Below are 15,534 nucleotides of genomic sequence, written 5' to 3' on the forward strand. Positions count from 1 at the left end.
TGTGTTTCCTTTCTATCTTTAAGGTAACAGCAATTGTGGAGAGCCTGTTCGACTCCCCACGCCAATGCTTTTTAATTATTTGTAGTTAACAATTTTTCCAAAATCAGCTTTGAGGGAAGCTCCTCCAACAAGACCTCCATCGATATCTGCCTGAGCAAATAACTCTGCTGCATTACCAGCATTTACAGATCCGCCGTACTGAATACGAATTGCCTCAGCTGTAGCCTCATCATAAACTTCAGCGATGCAAGCACGAATTCCTGCACAAACTTCTTCAGCCTGCTCTGTTGTAGCTGTTTTTCCTGTTCCAATAGCCCAGATTGGCTCGTAAGCGATAACTGCTTCTTTAGCCTGATCTGCTGTTACATTCTGGAATCCAACTTTAACCTGCTGGCGGATAAAGTCCATTGTAACACCCTGTTCTCTCTGCTCAAGAGTTTCTCCACAGCACATGATTGGTGTAAGGCCATGCTCAAATGCTTTAAGAACTTTTTTATTTACATCTTCGTTTGTCTCTCCGAAGTAATCTCTTCTCTCAGAATGTCCAAGAACAACATATTTTACTCCTGCATCTACAAGCATTGCTGGAGAAATCTCTCCTGTGTAAGCTCCGCTCTCTTCGAAATACATGTTCTCAGCACCAACCTGGATGTTTGTTCCTTTTGTTGCTTCCACAACAGGAACGATGTCGATTGCTGGTACACAGAATACAACATCAACTTCTTCATTTGCTACTAATGGTTTTAATTCTTCTACAAGTGCTACTGCCTCACTTGGAGTTTTATTCATTTTCCAGTTTCCTGCTACAATTTTCTTTCTTGCCATTTTATTGGCCTCCTCATCTATTTTTTGTTAAAACAATTTTATTATTCAAAATCATTTGCTGAATAACAGATAATTAACGATCATTTGCTGCTGCAACACCTGGTAATTCTTTTCCTTCAAGGAATTCCAGAGAAGCTCCACCACCTGTTGAGATATGTGTCATCTTGTCACCATATCCAAGCTGGTTAACTGCTGCTGCTGAATCTCCACCACCAATGATTGTAACTGCATCAGTATCAGCAAGTGCTTTTGCAACTGTCTCTGTTCCTGTAGCGAATTTAGGCATCTCGAAACATCCCATTGGTCCGTTCCATACAACTGTCTTCGCATCTTTTACAGCGTCAGCATATAACTTAGCTGTCTCCGGACCTACATCAAGTCCCATCCATCCTTCTGGAATCTCTCCCATAGGAACTACTTTTGTATTTGCATCATTAGAGAATTCATCTGCAATGATTGCATCTACAGGAAGAAGAAGTTTTACACCTTTTTCTTCAGCTTTTTTGATCATATCCAATGCATACTGGCAGTAATCCTCTTCAAGAAGAGAATTTCCTACTTTTCCACCCTGAGCTTTGCTGAATGTGAAGCACATTCCACCACCGATGATCAATGTATCTACTTTATCAAGTAAGTTCTCGATTACAGAGATTTTGCTTGAAACTTTAGAACCACCAAGGATTGCTACGAATGGTCTCTCTGGATTGTTTACTGCATTACCAAGGAAATCAATCTCTTTCTGCATTAAGTATCCAACAACTGCTGTATCAACGAACTGTGTTACACCAACGTTAGAGCAGTGTGCTCTATGAGCTGTTCCGAATGCATCGTTAACGAATACATCACACAGAGATGCAAGATCTTTGCTGAATGCCTCTCCGTTCTTTGTCTCTTCAGCTCTGTAACGAGTGTTCTCAAGAAGGATGATATCTCCATCTTTCATAGCTTCTACTGCAGCTCTTGCGTTTGGTCCTACTACTTCTGGATCAGCAGCAAATTTTACTTCCTGTCCAAGTAATTCTGATAAACGAACTGCTACTGGAGCAAGTGATAATTCTGGTTTTGGCTCTCCCTTTGGTTTTCCAAGATGAGAACAAAGAATAATCTTTCCTCCATCTGCAACTAATTTTTTGATTGTTGGAAGAGCTGCTACAAGACGATTTTCATCTGTAATTTTTCCATCGATCAATGGAACGTTGAAGTCACATCTTACAAGAACTCTTTTGCCCTTTACGTTGATATCATCTACTGATTTTTTGTTAAGCATAGTTGTAATTCTCCTTTTTTATAAAGCATTTTTAAATTTATAGAAATTTGCTTCTTATAAATTTAAAAAGGGTCCGGTCCCAATAAGACCGGACCCTTTGTGAGTCTATTCCCGGACATACATCCGTTTCATATTCCCAATTTCGGCTTACAGTAATGTTCCGAAATGTTTGATTGTTCTTACCATCTGGCTTGTGTAAGAGTTCTCGTTGTCATACCAAGATACAACCTGAACCTCTGTATTTCCATCACCTGTTGGAAGAGCCATTGTCTGTGTAGCATCGAACAGAGAACCAAATTTCATTCCTACGATATCGCTAGATACGATCTGATCTGTGTTATATCCGAATGATTCGTTAGAAGCTGCTTTCATAGCTTCGTTGATCTGGTCAACTGTAACTTCACCTTTAACTACTGCTGTAAGGATTGTTGTTGATCCTGTTGGAGTAGGAACACGCTGAGCAGAACCAATCAGTTTTCCGTTCAGTTCTGGGATAACCAGACCGATTGCTTTTGCTGCACCTGTGCTGTTAGGTACGATATTAACTGCTGCTGCACGAGATCTTCTGAGGTCACCTTTTCTCTGTGGTCCATCAAGAGTCATCTGATCTCCTGTATATGCATGGATTGTGCACATGATACCAGACTGAACTTCTGCAAGATCATTCAATGCTTTAGCCATTGGAGCTAAACAGTTTGTTGTACAAGAAGCTGCTGAGATGATTGTATCATCTTTTGTAAGCTGCTCGTGGTTTACATTGTAAACGATTGTAGGAAGATCATTTCCTGCTGGTGCAGAAATAATAACGTGTTTAGCACCTGCATCAATATGAGCCTGAGCTTTTGCTTTAGATGTGTAGAATCCTGTACACTCCAGAACAACGTCAACACCAATCTCTCCCCATGGAAGTTCAGCTGCGTTAGCTTTTGCGTAAATTTTGATTTCTTTTCCGTCAACTGTGATAGAGTCTTCTCCTGCCTCTACTTTGTCAGCCAGTGCATATCTTCCCTGTGTTGAATCATATTTCAACAGGTGAGCAAGCATGCTTGGAGATGTTAAATCATTGATTGCTACAATTTCAAATCCCTCTGCTCCGAACATCTGTCTGAATGCAAGACGTCCAATACGTCCAAAACCATTAATCGCTACTTTTACTGCCATGATTAATTCCTCCTAAAGTTATATAAATTGTCAACTGTAATACAGTCTATCATGGTGATATCCATTTAACAAAGCACAATTACTTTGTTAAAGATTCATCAACTGAGATTATTGTACTAAAACAAGAACAAAAATTCAAGTCCTAAATCCATTTTGTTTGTTTTTTATGTAAGTTGTTTAAAAATCGGTTTTCTTTCTTCAAATTCTGTATAATATTTAAAACCACAAGCCTTTAAGACATCATTTACCTTTCCGAAATCATATGCAATATGTTCCGGCTTGTGTCCGTCTGCTCCGATCGTTATGATTTCTCCTCCAAGCTCCCGGTATCTTTTCAATACATCCGGATGCGGATTACAAAACGGAAGTCCATATTTCCACCCTGCCGTATTCAACTCAATACCTTTTCCAAGCTCAATAACGCGTTTTAGAATTTCATCAATAATATCTGAAAACTCTGTCTGTGAATATTCTTTTTCCTTGTAAGTCCCATAACGCACTACATAGTCCAAATGCCCCAACACATCGAATGCTGTTACATGTTGCAGATTTTCTAAAGTATTCTCAAATCCTTTTCTATATAATTCGCGGTCCGACAATTCTGCGAAGCCCTCTCTGTAGTACGGATCTTTCCCATCTACCAGATGTACAGAACCAATCACAAAATCAAATGGATACTGTTGTGTCAATTTTTGATAGAATTCTTGCAAATGAGTCTGCAGTCCAAGTTCTATTCCAATTCGAATATGTATCTTATCTTCATATTCTTTCTGTATTTTTTTCATAGTCTGCATATACTCATCCAAATCGAATTGAAAAGCATCTTTCCCAAATTCTGTATCAGAAGGAAAATCTTTATCAAAATGATCTGTAATGCAAATTAATCTTAATCCTTTCGCTATTGCACCTTCTATCATTTTTTCCACCGGCGTATCACTGTCTGTAGAAAAAACGGTGTGCATATGACTGTCGCTTAATATCATAGGATTGTTCCGCCTCCAAGTACATATTCTCCATCATACAATACAACTGCCTGTCCCGGGGTCACTGCTCTTTGCGGTTCTTCAAATGTACAGGTAATCTCATCTTCGCCTGTTTTTTCTACCGTACACCAGGCACCTTTATGATTATATCTGATTTTTGCAAAAACTCTTTTTGGTTCCGGCAAATCTTCAACCGACATAAAATTCACCCTGTTTGCCTTTAATGTGGTTGTCATTGAATCTTCATTTGTTCCAATCACAACTTCATTTGTCTCCGGACGAATTTCTAATACAAAAGCAGGGTATCCCAATGACAGGCCAAGACCTTTTCGTTGTCCCACTGTATAATGAATGATTCCTTTATGTTTTCCTAAAACCTTCCCATCTAATGTTACAAAATTACCTTCCGGAATTTTTACAGCTGCATTTTCTTCTATATAAGAAGCATAGTCTCCATCCGGCACAAAACATATATCCTGACTGTCCGGCTTATTTGCAACCAATAATCCTATCTTTTCTGCTATCTTGCGAATCTCATCTTTTGAATACTGGCCGACTGGCATCAATGTTCTTTTCAGCTGTTCTTGTGTCAAATTGTACAGTGCATAAGTCTGATCCTTTGCCAGTGTAGCAGAACGCCGAATCGCATATCTTCCATTCTCAAGCTGATCAATTCTTGCATAATGTCCTGTCGCAATATAATCTGCCCCAATTGAAAGACTTCTTGTCAGCAAGGACTCCCATTTTACATATCGATTGCATGCAATACATGGATTTGGAGTTCTTCCATGAAGATATTCATCCACAAAATAATCTATCACATTTTCTTTGAACTCCTGTTTGAAATTCATTACATAATATGGAATCCCCAAATTTGCTGCTACACGACGTGCATCTTCTACTGCACTCAACCCACAGCATCCGCCATTTTCTTCTTGTACAGCCTGTTCTTCATCCTGCCAGATCTGCATCGTCACTCCTACTACATCATATCCTTGTTCTTTCAACAGATATGCTGCAACAGACGAATCCACACCTCCGGACATTCCTACTACTACTGTGCTCATTAATATTCCTCTTCTTCCTCTTCTTCACCTTCATGGATATCTGATTTTGGTTTTTCAAGTCCTTCAATCTTAATACCATTTTTTTCTGCATAATCCCAAAGTGCTGCATGGATAGCTTCTTCGGCAAGCAGTGAGCAATGTACTTTTACCGGTGGAAGTCCATCAAGAGCCTCCATAACTGCTTTGTTTGTAATCTGCATTGCTTCCTGGATATTTTTACCTTTTACAAGTTCTGTTGCCATACTGCTTGTTGCAACTGCGGCACCGCATCCAAATGTTTTAAACTTCACGTCACGGATGATCTGATTTTCGTCAATATCAAGATAAATTCTCATGATATCTCCACATTTTGCATTACCTACTGTACCTACTCCACTTGCGTCTTCGATTTCCCCTACATTTCTTGGATGTTGAAAATGATCCATAACTTTTTCTGAATACATATTATATTTCCTCCTGGTTTTCTTTCGCTTATCTCTTATTTATTTTGTTTTTTCACAAAATCCTCATATAATGGAGACATACTTCTTAAATTCTCCACAATTGCTTTTAAATTGTCTACTACATAATCCAAATCTTCTTTTGACACCTCTTCACTCAATGTCATTCTCAAAGAACCATGTGCAATTTCATGTGGAAGTCCGATTGCTAAAAGTACATGAGATGGATCTAATGAACCTGATGTACATGCTGAACCACTTGAAGCACAAATACCTTTCATATCAAGCATAATCAAAAGGGATTCCCCTTCTACAAATCGGAAACTGAAATTCACATTATTTGGCAAACGTTTTTTTCTGTCTCCGTTAAGGCGGCAATACGGAATCTCATTTTCAATTCTTTCAATCAGATAATCTCTCAATTCTACTTCTTTTGCAGTTCGTTCTTTCATTGTGCTGATTGCACGCTCTGTTGCTGTTCCTATTCCGACGATTCCAGGAACATTCTCTGTACCTGCACGACGTTTTCTTTCCTGTGCACCGCCATGAACAAACGAACGTATTTTAACACCTGTTCTAATATATAAGAAACCGATTCCCTTTGGTCCATTCAACTTATGTCCACTCGCACTAAGCATATCAATATGACATTCATCTACATTGATCGGAACCTGCCCAAATGCCTGAACCGCATCTGTATGGAAGAGAATTCCATGTTCATGTGCAATCTCACCAATCTCTTTGATTGGCTGAATTGTACCAATCTCATTATTTGCAAACATAACTGAAATCAATATTGTATCCGGACGGATTGCAGCTTTGAGTTCTTCCAGATCCACGATACCATTCTCATTTACATTAAGATATGTCACTTCATATCCATGTTTTTCAAGATATTCACATGTATGCAGAATCGCATGGTGTTCAATTTTACTTGTGATAATATGTTTTCCCTTTTTTTCGTAAGCTTCCGCTGTTGCTTTCAGTGCCCAGTTGTCAGATTCCGAACCACCTGCTGTGAAATAAATTTCATTTGTTTTTGCACCTAATGCATTTGCAATTGTTTCTCTTTGCTTTGCGATCACTTCTTTGTTCGCAGCAGCAAATCCATAAATACTAGATGGATTTCCATAATGTTCTGTAAAATATGGAAGCATTGCTTCTACAACTTCCGGTGCAGTTTTTGTTGTTGCTGCATTATCTAAATAAATTAATCTGCTCATTGTATTTCCTCCGCCAGTTCTATTATCTTGTCTTATTTTTTATCTTAATTCTTACATGTCTCAGACTGCTTCATACTTGCATCACAGCATTTCTGCTTACTTTCTTCTACAAGTTGATCTAACATAATACTGTCTACCGTCTGATTGATACTGTCATTAATCTTTTGCCATACATATTTGGTAACGCAATTTTCCGAAGCCGAACAACCTTCTTCGGCACTTAGCCCTGAACATTCTACCGGATCCAGACTTCCTTCCAAAGCTCTTAACACATCTCCTACTGAAATCTCATGCATATCTTTTCCTAATATATATCCACCTCCGGCTCCTCGTATACTTTTTACGATTTCTGCTTTCTTAAGCTTTGCCATAAGCTGTTCCAGATAGCGTTCTGAGATTCCCTGTCTATTGGAAATGCTTGTTATAGAAACAGGCTCTTTCTCGCTATATTGTGCCAGATCAATCAGCGCACGCAGTCCATATCTTCCTTTTGTAGATAATTTCAATCTATCACCTTCCGACTTTTTGTGCATCTATTTCCTAGTGTTTTATTTCCTAGCATTTTAATTCCTATTATTCTGCTAGGATTTCACATTGCTAGAATATCATTTTTCTATTGTTCTGTCAAGGAAGGGAATTGAATATTTTATATAAATAGCATTTTAAAATCACGGGTTTTCTATGTCAAAAAAACAATCAATTATTCTTGGAACTTTTGTTTTAACATTAACTGGTTTCCTAAGCAGGTTCATGGGATTCTTCTACCGTATTTTTTTGAGTCGTATTTTTGGTGAAGAAGGCATCGGTCTCTATCAGCTTATTTTCCCTATATATGCACTTTGCATTTCGTTTTCCATCTCTGGTATAGAAACCGCTCTTTCTCGTACTGTTGCCCGTAAACGAGCTCTTGGCAAACCAGATGAAGCCAGGGAAGTTTTATTATCCGGATTAATCGCAGCTTTCTTTCTATCCCTCTTTTGTACTCTCTTTCTTCAAAAAAATGCACTCTTCATCGCCGATAGACTTTTACATGATTCTCGCTGTAAAAACATGTTAATCATCTTGTCCTATGCTTTCCCTTTCTGTGCTATTCACAGCTGTATCTGTGGATATTATTATGGTCTTAAGGAAACTAAGATTCCTGCTATTTCACAGCTTATAGAACAATGTACTCGTATCTTATCCGTTTACATTTTTTTCTTTTTTCTAATTCAAAAAGGACAGACCGTGTCCATTTCCATAGCTGTCAGCGGTCTCGTTATAGGTGAATTATTCTCAACTGTATATGCCGCACAAATTTTTAATCATTTTCCTTCTGATTTAACTGCAGCCACTAATCTATGTAAAAATTTTCCCCGTCACTTACGCGAATTATTATCCTTGTCCATCCCCCTCACTGCCAACCGCGTATTAATTAATCTATTGCAGAGTATAGAAGCAATTTCCATTCCTATACAATTAAGACGTTTTCAGTATTCCGCCTCAGAATCTCTTCGAATTTATGGCGTATTAAACGGAATGGCTTTGCCATGCATTCTATTTCCTACGGCGGTCACTAGTTCTTTGTCTATTATGTTGATGCCTACCGTTGCTGAAATCCAGGCATCTCAAGATTCTTCTTTACTACGAATCATAAAAAAAGTGAGCAGATTTTGTTTTTCTCTTGGTTTATTCTCCTGTTTATGCTTTCTGCTTTTTGGTCATTTACTTGGAAATATTCTTTTTCATAGTGATTTGGCCGGAAATTTTATTGTAACGCTTTCCTGGATTTGCCCTTTCTTATATGTAAATGCTTCTTTTTTAAGTATTATAAATGGTCTGGGAAAAACAGGATGGACATTTTTAATTAATACCTTAGGCTTATCTGTAAGAATCCTCAGTGTTTTTTATATCATCCCACTCTTTGGAATACAAGGTTATTTATGGGGTCTGCTTAGCAGTCAATTACTTGTCAGTCTGCTTTGCATTTTTCTTATTTATCATTGGGTTTCCACAAACCAATAAAAGCATAGTGGTTTCATGCATTTTACTTTGCAGGAAACCACTATGCTTTTTACCAACATCTTATAATACTTCTTAGAATTATCGGTGTCAGATATGCTTCGATTATCATCCCTATTATCAACACGCCAATAACAAAAACTGTTTTTTGCCGGCTCCACTGTCTGCTCGGATATTGCATACAATATATCAATACAACTAAATATGCCGGTACATAGCATATACTTTGAGGAATTACGGATACAATGCAAAGTAAAACCCCTTTCATTCCTATTTTTATAGCTGCAACTGTCAGTAATACTCCAATTGAAAACGCACTGCCACTAACCACAATCGGCATTAACAGCTTTTTTATTTTTGTAAATGCCAATGCCATTAATAATATAAACGGAATCAGACGGATTTGGACAATATAGAGGAAATAAATATTTCCAAATGAGTTTATTTCTGTATACTTCTTTAAAATTTCAATATCAAATAGATTCGTATCTACTATTGTCTGTTTCAAAAAGCAATTGGCATATAGAATGCCAATCAAAAAGCCCGGCATAAAAAAAGCTAAAAGTTGCTTTTTTACCTGAAGTGATCTCACGGATATTCCTCCTGTTTTTCATAATTGATACTCCATTATATGCCGGGCATTTTAACTACATACTTTATTCTTATTGATGAAATTTTACTGCATATGCCATCAAAGCAGACACTGTTTTTGAATCTTCAATTTCTCCCAAAAAGATTTTTTCTTTCAATTCATCCAATGTATATTCTTTCAAATCGATAAATTCATCTTCATCCAGATGTTGATGTGATGGAATCAAATCTCTTGCTACAAATACTTCTATTTTTTCATTACAAAATGCTACTGTTGTTCTAAGAGTGATAAGCCATTCTAAATTGTTACTCTTATATCCCGTCTCTTCTTCCAGTTCTCTTGATGCACATTCAATTCCCGGTTCATCTACTGCATCCAATGCACCTGCAGGTATTTCCAATGTGTATCGGTCTAAAGCATTACGATATTGTCTTACCATCAGAATTTTTCCTTCTTTCGTAACAGGAACGACCGCTGCAGCTCCTTTGTGGTTAATAAAATCCCAGGTTGCTGTATGATTCCCATCAATCTCCATCGTATCCTGATAAAAGTCAATAATTGCACCTTTAAACTTTAATTCTCTTTTTAATCTTTTAAAATGTTCGCTCATTTTATCTCTCCTTTCCATGTACCGGGTAAATATTCTGCACCTCGGATATACAAAGAAACCCTTGTCTTACGACAAGGGTCATACTTTTATAAAACAGTCCGATTATCTGTTATTTTGCATAATCTGTAACACGTGATTCACGAATTACATTCACTTTAATCTGACCCGGATATTCTAATTCAAATTCAATCTGTTTTGCAATATCTCTAGCCATAAGTACCATATCATCATCGGTTACCTGTTCTGGAACTACCATTACTCGAATCTCTCTACCTGCCTGAATAGCAAAAGATTTATCAACCCCTTTAAACTGGTTTGTAATCTCTTCTAACTGTTTTAATCTGTTTGTATATGTTTCGATTGTCTCTCTTCTTGCTCCCGGTCTCGCTGCAGAAATTGTGTCTGCTGCCTGAACCACACATGCAATCAAAGATTGTGGTTCTGTATCTCCATGATGAGACTCTACTGTATTGATAACAGTTGCGGATTCTTTGTATTTTCTACAAAGATCAGCACCAATCTGAATGTGAGATCCTTCTACATCATGATCAATGGATTTACCGATATCATGTAATAGACCTGCACGTTTTGCCATACGAACATCCAGACCAATCTCCCCGGCTAATAAACCTGAAAGCTGTGCTACTTCTACAGAATGTTTTAATGCATTCTGTCCGTAGCTTGTTCTGAACTTCATACGTCCAAGTAAGCGAATCAATTCCGGATGGATACCTGTCACACCAACTTCCAGTGCAGCAGCCTCTCCTTCTTCGCGGATCATTGTTTCTACTTCTCTTTGTGCTTTTTCCACCGTCTCCTCAATTCTTGCCGGGTGGATACGACCATCCACAATCAATCTTTCCAGAGCAATTCTTGCGATTTCGCGACGAATTGGGTCAAATCCGGACAATACAACCGCTTCCGGTGTATCATCAATAATCAGTTCAACACCTGTCAACGTCTCAAGGGTACGGATATTACGTCCCTCACGTCCGATAATTCTACCTTTCATTTCATCGCTTGGAAGCTGTACAACAGAAATTGTTGTCTCAGCTACATGATCTGCTGCACAACGCTGAATGGCACTGACAACATATTCTTTTGCTTTCTTGTCAGCATCCGCTTTTGCCTGTGTCTCCAAATCTTTGATCATCTTAGCTGTATCATGCTTCACATCATCTTCCACAGTTTTTAACAGATATTCTTTTGCTTGTTCGGAGGTAAGTCCTGAGATTCGTTCCAGTTCCTGTACTCTTTTTTGATTCAGCTCTTCCACTTTCAGTTCTTTCTGTCTGAGCTGTTCTTCCTTCGCTGTAAACCTTGCTTCGCGCTGTCCGATTGCTTCTGTTCTTTTGTCAACTGACGCTTCTTTTGCAAGCACACGTTTTTCATAAGACTGCAATTCGGCTCTTCTTTCCTTTGTCTCTTTCTCAAGTTCATTCTTTGTCTTTATAGACTCTTCCTTCACTTCCAAGAGCGCTTCTTTTTTCGTTGTTTCAGCAGTTTTAACGGCATCATCGATTATCTCTCTTGCCTTTGATTCTGCATTTCCAATTTTAGAATCTGCATCCTTCTTTAAATTGGAAATCGTAACAAAGTGAGTAACAATCCCAACTATCAACGCGAGGGCTATAGCAATAATTATACTTATTAATTGCACAGGAGCACCTCCTTATTAAATTTTCATTGTACATTTTTTCTCATAAATACAACATATAAATTTTATACTGTTTTCACAATTCTGTCAAGCATTGTCCTTATAGTTTTGTATCACTTGACGGATATCATCATATTGAAATCCTTTTCGTGCAAGATAACCATATAATTTGTGTAATTCCTGCTCGGAAGCATGCAAAATATCCACATTTTTTTTGCGGATCAGGCGCGAAATTGCCTCCTGTTCAGTACTTTTTTCATAACATTGTTCAAACACCAGGTCAATTTGTTCTGATGACACTCCTTTTCCGAGCAACAATGCATAAATCTCTTTTCTGCTTTTTGTTTCTTGTTTGCTTTGTATAAAATTTTCAATATATGCTTCATCATTGATATAACCAAATGATTTTACATATGCGATTGCTTGTGATATCACATCTTCCGGATACATATTTCTTTTTAGTTTATCCCTCAATTGTGATTCTGTCCTTGCCATATCTGTCAGCAAATGCATCGCCCGCAATTTTGCCCTTTTTAACACTACATCCTTCTTAATCTGTTCATACAATTCTTCACTGAGTTCTCCATTCACTTCAATTCCAAATTGTAATATTTCTTTCTTATATAAAACGAAGGCGAACTGGCCATCCAGTTCCACCTTCCACTTTGTCTTTGTCAGTGATTCTACTTTTGTTACCTGCATCTTATTTTTCTTCCGGACTTTCCACTTTTTCTACATCAGCAGGAGCTTTTTTTAACTTCAGATCCTCTGCGGCATCTTCTGCATATTCTGCCCCGAGATGATAGTGTGTTCTTACCTTTTTCTCGATTTCATCCATAATCTCTGGGTTTGCTTCCAGGAAAGATTTGGCATTCTCACGTCCCTGCCCAATTTTCTCTCCTTCATAAGCATACCACGCACCACTCTTCTTCACGACATCACAATTTGCTGCAAGGTCCAGAATATCCCCTGATTTAGAAATTCCTTTTCCGAACATAATATCAAATTCTGCCTCTTTAAACGGAGGTGCAATCTTATTCTTCACAATCTTAATTCTGGTACGGTTACCTACCATCTCACCGCTTTGCTTTAGCGTCTCAATACGACGCACATCCATACGCACAGAGGCATAAAACTTCAACGCACGACCACCTGTTGTTGTCTCTGGATTACCGAACATAACTCCAACTTTTTCTCGCAACTGATTGATAAAAATAACAACGCAATTAGACTTACTGATAACCGGTGTAAGTTTTCTTAACGCCTGTGACATCAATCTCGCCTGCAGGCCGACATGACTGTCACCCATATCCCCTTCAATCTCCTGTCTCGGAACCAATGCTGCTACAGAGTCGATAACAATAATATCCATCGCTCCTGAACGCACCATCGTCTCAGCGATCTCAAGTGCCTGATCCCCACTGTCCGGCTGCGAAATATATAACTCGTCAATATCAACACCTATATTCTTTGCATAAACAGGATCCAATGCGTGTTCTGCATCTACAAATCCAGCAATTCCGCCTCTCTTCTGTACTTCTGCGATCATATGTAATGCAACTGTTGTCTTACCACTTGACTCCGGTCCGTACACTTCAATAATTCTTCCCTTTGGCACTCCGCCAAGTCCCAATGCCAGATCAAGACTCAAACAGCCTGTAGGAACCGTCTCCACATTCACATGAGCTCCGGAATCTCCCAGCTTCATCACTGCCCCTTTACCAAAATCTTTCTCTAATTTTGCAATCGCTGCATCCAGCGCTTTCTTCTTCTCTTCATTTGCGTTCGCCATAACTTGACTCTCCTTTTAAATTCGAACAGTTGTTCGTCCTTCTGTTAATATAGTAGTATAATTATTTCAAAAAGTCAATAAATATTTTTATCCACTTTACCACCTCGCTTTTTTCAGGCTCTATTTAATTTTTATATTTTTCTTGGGAAATAGTAAGAATCACAAGATACTCTGACTCTTTATGCGATTTGAATCTTCGCACATTGATTCCACAGATTTTGTGGACAAATTTATTATAATATGGTTGTTTCATTTTTTGCAAGCAGTTTTTCGAATTTCTCATTCCGATAATTTCTGCATTACCGTTCACTCCCATGTCAATCACTACACTGATTGGAACGAAGAATGCACATTTTACCTTGAACGGCAACAAAAAAGGGCAGTCTCTTGTCTTCTCGACTAAGATAAAACAATGTGCTGCCCTCTTCTATCTGTTCTATTTCATGCGATTCACACGATCCTGAATTGTCTTACTAAAATTTTCAATCTTTCTCTCATATGGTTTATCCATAAATTCAGAATGTAACATAAAGTCTGCTGTCGCCAGATTATTCGCTACCGGAATATCATATACAACGGCAATTCTAAGCAATGCTTTTACATCTGGATCATGTGGCTGCGCTTCCAACGGATCCCACAAGAAAATCATAAAATCAATCTGTCCTTCTACAATCTTAGCTCCGATCTGCTGGTCTCCTCCTAATGGTCCACTACAATATCCTTTTACCGGAAGTCCCGTCTTCTCTGAAATTAATTTTGCTGTTGTACCTGTTCCGCAAAGAAAATGTCCTTTTAAAACTTCTTTGTTTTTATCACACCATTCTACCAATTCTTTTTTCTTTCCATCATGGGCTACAAGTGCAATATGCTTTGCTTTCCCAATTTCCAACGTCACAAAATTCTCATCAAACATAATGTCGTCCTCCTGTCTTCTTTCTCCTGTTGTATAATTCATGACGGCGCCTTGTATTCAAGTCGAGCAGCCGCGAGACTTGGCGCGTGATTCTGGTCAGCATAAGCTGACACATTCTTTACAGAATCACTGCGCATCCTCGCGGAGCGTTTATCTCAGTCGGAGATTTGACTCCCACTGAGACAAATTTGCTGTTACTCACCACCTGAAAGAGGTGGGAGTCTTCTCGACTGAGATAAATCTTGTCAAGGACATCGAACTGTATTCATTGTATCATAAATTTACGCTTAACAGCAGTTTTTTCATTTATTTTACTGTTTTTTTTACAAATTCTGCTTTTCTACCACTTCGCCCTGTTTTTTGTAAATACTTCCTGCCGGAACAAATCCTCTCACTGAAGACAATGGATAAATATTCGTGTGGCTTCCCACTACTGTTCCCGGATTCAAAATACTTCCGCATCCGACTTCCACTTCATCTCCAACCATAGCTCCAAACTTCTTCATACCTGTCTCGATATTTCCTTCTGCTGTCTTAACAACAACCAGTTTCTTATCTGATTTTACATTGGATGTAATAGAACCTGCTCCCATGTGTGATTTATATCCAAGAATAGAATCACCCACATAATTATAATGTGGAACCTGTACTTTATTAAAAAGAACTACATTTTTTAATTCCGTTGAGTTTCCAACGACTGCGCCTTCACCTACAATTGCATTTCCTCGTATAAATGCACAATGTCTTACTTCCGCATTTTTCCCAATGATAGCCGGTCCGTTAATGTAAGCTGTCGGTGCAACTGTAGCTGATTTTGCAACCCAGACATTATCTCCTCGTTTTTCATATTCTTCTTCGCTTAATGTTGCTCCCAACTCCAAAATAAATGCACTGATTTTAGGAAGGACTTCCCATGGATAAGTAACTCCCTCGAATAAATCTTTTGCGATTGTCTCATCTAATGTATAAAGTTCTTTTACTGTTAATTCTTTCATTTTTGAAT

At 38.3% G+C, this 15,534-nt stretch carries 16 protein-coding genes; 1 reads left to right on the plus strand and 15 read right to left on the minus strand.

Features of this window, described 5'->3' with window-relative positions; genetic code table 11:
* Positions 1 to 75: 75 nt before the first annotated feature.
* The 8 genes from tpiA to D8Q48_RS03320 all read right to left on the minus strand — a co-directional run bounded on the left by tpiA (position 76) and on the right by D8Q48_RS03320 (position 7,472).
* Positions 76 to 825, minus strand: a complete 750-nt coding sequence (gene tpiA / locus D8Q48_RS03285) for a triose-phosphate isomerase (RefSeq protein ID WP_117989620.1) — start codon at positions 823 to 825, stop codon at positions 76 to 78.
* A gap of 73 nt (positions 826 to 898) precedes the next feature.
* Positions 899 to 2,092, minus strand: a complete 1,194-nt coding sequence (locus D8Q48_RS03290) for a phosphoglycerate kinase (protein WP_022075780.1) — start codon at positions 2,090 to 2,092, stop codon at positions 899 to 901.
* Between the two features lie 147 nt (positions 2,093 to 2,239).
* On the minus strand, positions 2,240 to 3,253 hold the full coding sequence (gap, locus tag D8Q48_RS03295) for a type I glyceraldehyde-3-phosphate dehydrogenase (protein ID WP_117989619.1): 1,014 nt from the start codon (positions 3,251 to 3,253) through the stop codon (positions 2,240 to 2,242).
* 164 nt (positions 3,254 to 3,417) lie between these two features.
* A complete protein-coding gene (locus D8Q48_RS03300; RefSeq protein ID WP_121055415.1) occupies positions 3,418 to 4,236 on the minus strand; it encodes a histidinol-phosphatase HisJ family protein in 819 nt (272 codons plus the stop codon).
* Positions 4,233 to 5,303 carry a tRNA 2-thiouridine(34) synthase MnmA gene (gene mnmA, locus D8Q48_RS03305; RefSeq protein ID WP_121055417.1) on the minus strand — a complete coding sequence of 357 codons (1,071 nt, stop codon included), beginning with the start codon at positions 5,301 to 5,303 and terminating at the stop codon, positions 4,233 to 4,235. The genes D8Q48_RS03300 and mnmA overlap by 4 nt, the downstream gene beginning before the upstream one ends.
* Positions 5,303 to 5,746 (minus strand): Fe-S cluster assembly scaffold protein NifU, encoded by a 444-nt coding sequence (gene nifU, locus D8Q48_RS03310; protein WP_022075784.1) that lies wholly within the window; start codon positions 5,744 to 5,746, stop codon positions 5,303 to 5,305. Before nifU ends, mnmA begins: the two co-directional genes overlap by 1 nt.
* 35 nt (positions 5,747 to 5,781) lie before the next feature.
* The gene (nifS, locus tag D8Q48_RS03315) at positions 5,782 to 6,966 is read right to left on the minus strand and encodes a cysteine desulfurase NifS (RefSeq protein WP_121055419.1); all 1,185 of its coding nucleotides are present in this window, start codon (positions 6,964 to 6,966) and stop codon (positions 5,782 to 5,784) included.
* A 44-nt stretch (positions 6,967 to 7,010) separates the two neighbouring features.
* Positions 7,011 to 7,472 carry an Rrf2 family transcriptional regulator gene (locus D8Q48_RS03320; RefSeq protein ID WP_121055572.1) on the minus strand — a complete coding sequence of 154 codons (462 nt, stop codon included), beginning with the start codon at positions 7,470 to 7,472 and terminating at the stop codon, positions 7,011 to 7,013.
* A gap of 175 nt (positions 7,473 to 7,647) precedes the next feature.
* Here D8Q48_RS03320 and D8Q48_RS03325 point away from each other — a divergent pair, with 175 nt between their 5' ends.
* Positions 7,648 to 8,970 (plus strand): polysaccharide biosynthesis protein, encoded by a 1,323-nt coding sequence (locus D8Q48_RS03325; RefSeq protein ID WP_118687610.1) that lies wholly within the window; start codon positions 7,648 to 7,650, stop codon positions 8,968 to 8,970.
* A 49-nt stretch (positions 8,971 to 9,019) separates the two neighbouring features.
* Here the strand turns inward: D8Q48_RS03325 and D8Q48_RS03330 are convergent, their stop codons facing one another.
* The 7 genes from D8Q48_RS03330 to D8Q48_RS03365 form a co-directional block, all read right to left on the minus strand.
* Positions 9,020 to 9,559, minus strand: a complete 540-nt coding sequence (locus tag D8Q48_RS03330; protein ID WP_117989613.1) for a stage II sporulation protein M — start codon at positions 9,557 to 9,559, stop codon at positions 9,020 to 9,022.
* Between the two features lie 70 nt (positions 9,560 to 9,629).
* Positions 9,630 to 10,169 carry an NUDIX hydrolase gene (locus D8Q48_RS03335; RefSeq protein ID WP_118687611.1) on the minus strand — a complete coding sequence of 180 codons (540 nt, stop codon included), beginning with the start codon at positions 10,167 to 10,169 and terminating at the stop codon, positions 9,630 to 9,632.
* 109 nt (positions 10,170 to 10,278) lie between these two features.
* Positions 10,279 to 11,829 carry a ribonuclease Y gene (gene rny, locus D8Q48_RS03340; protein WP_121055421.1) on the minus strand — a complete coding sequence of 517 codons (1,551 nt, stop codon included), beginning with the start codon at positions 11,827 to 11,829 and terminating at the stop codon, positions 10,279 to 10,281.
* 84 nt (positions 11,830 to 11,913) lie between these two features.
* The gene (locus D8Q48_RS03345; protein WP_121055423.1) at positions 11,914 to 12,528 is read right to left on the minus strand and encodes a regulatory protein RecX; all 615 of its coding nucleotides are present in this window, start codon (positions 12,526 to 12,528) and stop codon (positions 11,914 to 11,916) included.
* A gap of 1 nt (position 12,529) precedes the next feature.
* Positions 12,530 to 13,618, minus strand: a complete 1,089-nt coding sequence (gene recA / locus D8Q48_RS03350) for a recombinase RecA (RefSeq protein ID WP_022076408.1) — start codon at positions 13,616 to 13,618, stop codon at positions 12,530 to 12,532.
* A 436-nt stretch (positions 13,619 to 14,054) separates the two neighbouring features.
* Complete coding sequence (locus tag D8Q48_RS03360; RefSeq protein WP_117989608.1) at positions 14,055 to 14,531, minus strand: methylglyoxal synthase; 477 nt, start codon at positions 14,529 to 14,531, stop codon at positions 14,055 to 14,057.
* A 323-nt stretch (positions 14,532 to 14,854) separates the two neighbouring features.
* Positions 14,855 to 15,526 (minus strand): UDP-N-acetylglucosamine pyrophosphorylase, encoded by a 672-nt coding sequence (locus D8Q48_RS03365; protein WP_117989607.1) that lies wholly within the window; start codon positions 15,524 to 15,526, stop codon positions 14,855 to 14,857.
* Between the last annotated feature and the right edge of the window lie 8 nt (positions 15,527 to 15,534).

It is taken from the genome of Ruminococcus sp. B05, assembly GCF_003628495.1.
In the GTDB taxonomy this organism is placed as follows: domain Bacteria; phylum Bacillota; class Clostridia; order Lachnospirales; family Lachnospiraceae; genus Schaedlerella; species Schaedlerella hominis.

Coding starts and splice junctions, on each gene's coding strand:
- tpiA (WP_117989620.1), bottom strand. CDS start 825: ATGGCAAGAAAGAAAATTGTAGCAGGAAACTGGAAAATGAATAAAACT.
- D8Q48_RS03290 (WP_022075780.1), bottom strand. CDS start 2,092: ATGCTTAACAAAAAATCAGTAGATGATATCAACGTAAAGGGCAAAAGA.
- gap (WP_117989619.1), bottom strand. CDS start 3,253: ATGGCAGTAAAAGTAGCGATTAATGGTTTTGGACGTATTGGACGTCTT.
- D8Q48_RS03300 (WP_121055415.1), bottom strand. CDS start 4,236: ATGATATTAAGCGACAGTCATATGCACACCGTTTTTTCTACAGACAGT.
- mnmA (WP_121055417.1), bottom strand. CDS start 5,303: ATGAGCACAGTAGTAGTAGGAATGTCCGGAGGTGTGGATTCGTCTGTT.
- nifU (WP_022075784.1), bottom strand. CDS start 5,746: ATGTATTCAGAAAAAGTTATGGATCATTTTCAACATCCAAGAAATGTA.
- nifS (WP_121055419.1), bottom strand. CDS start 6,966: ATGAGCAGATTAATTTATTTAGATAATGCAGCAACAACAAAAACTGCA.
- D8Q48_RS03325 (WP_118687610.1), top strand. CDS start 7,648: ATGTCAAAAAAACAATCAATTATTCTTGGAACTTTTGTTTTAACATTA.
- D8Q48_RS03335 (WP_118687611.1), bottom strand. CDS start 10,169: ATGAGCGAACATTTTAAAAGATTAAAAAGAGAATTAAAGTTTAAAGGT.
- D8Q48_RS03345 (WP_121055423.1), bottom strand. CDS start 12,528: ATGCAGGTAACAAAAGTAGAATCACTGACAAAGACAAAGTGGAAGGTG.
- recA (WP_022076408.1), bottom strand. CDS start 13,618: ATGGCGAACGCAAATGAAGAGAAGAAGAAAGCGCTGGATGCAGCGATT.
- D8Q48_RS03360 (WP_117989608.1), bottom strand. CDS start 14,531: ATGTTTGATGAGAATTTTGTGACGTTGGAAATTGGGAAAGCAAAGCAT.
- D8Q48_RS03365 (WP_117989607.1), bottom strand. CDS start 15,526: ATGAAAGAATTAACAGTAAAAGAACTTTATACATTAGATGAGACAATC.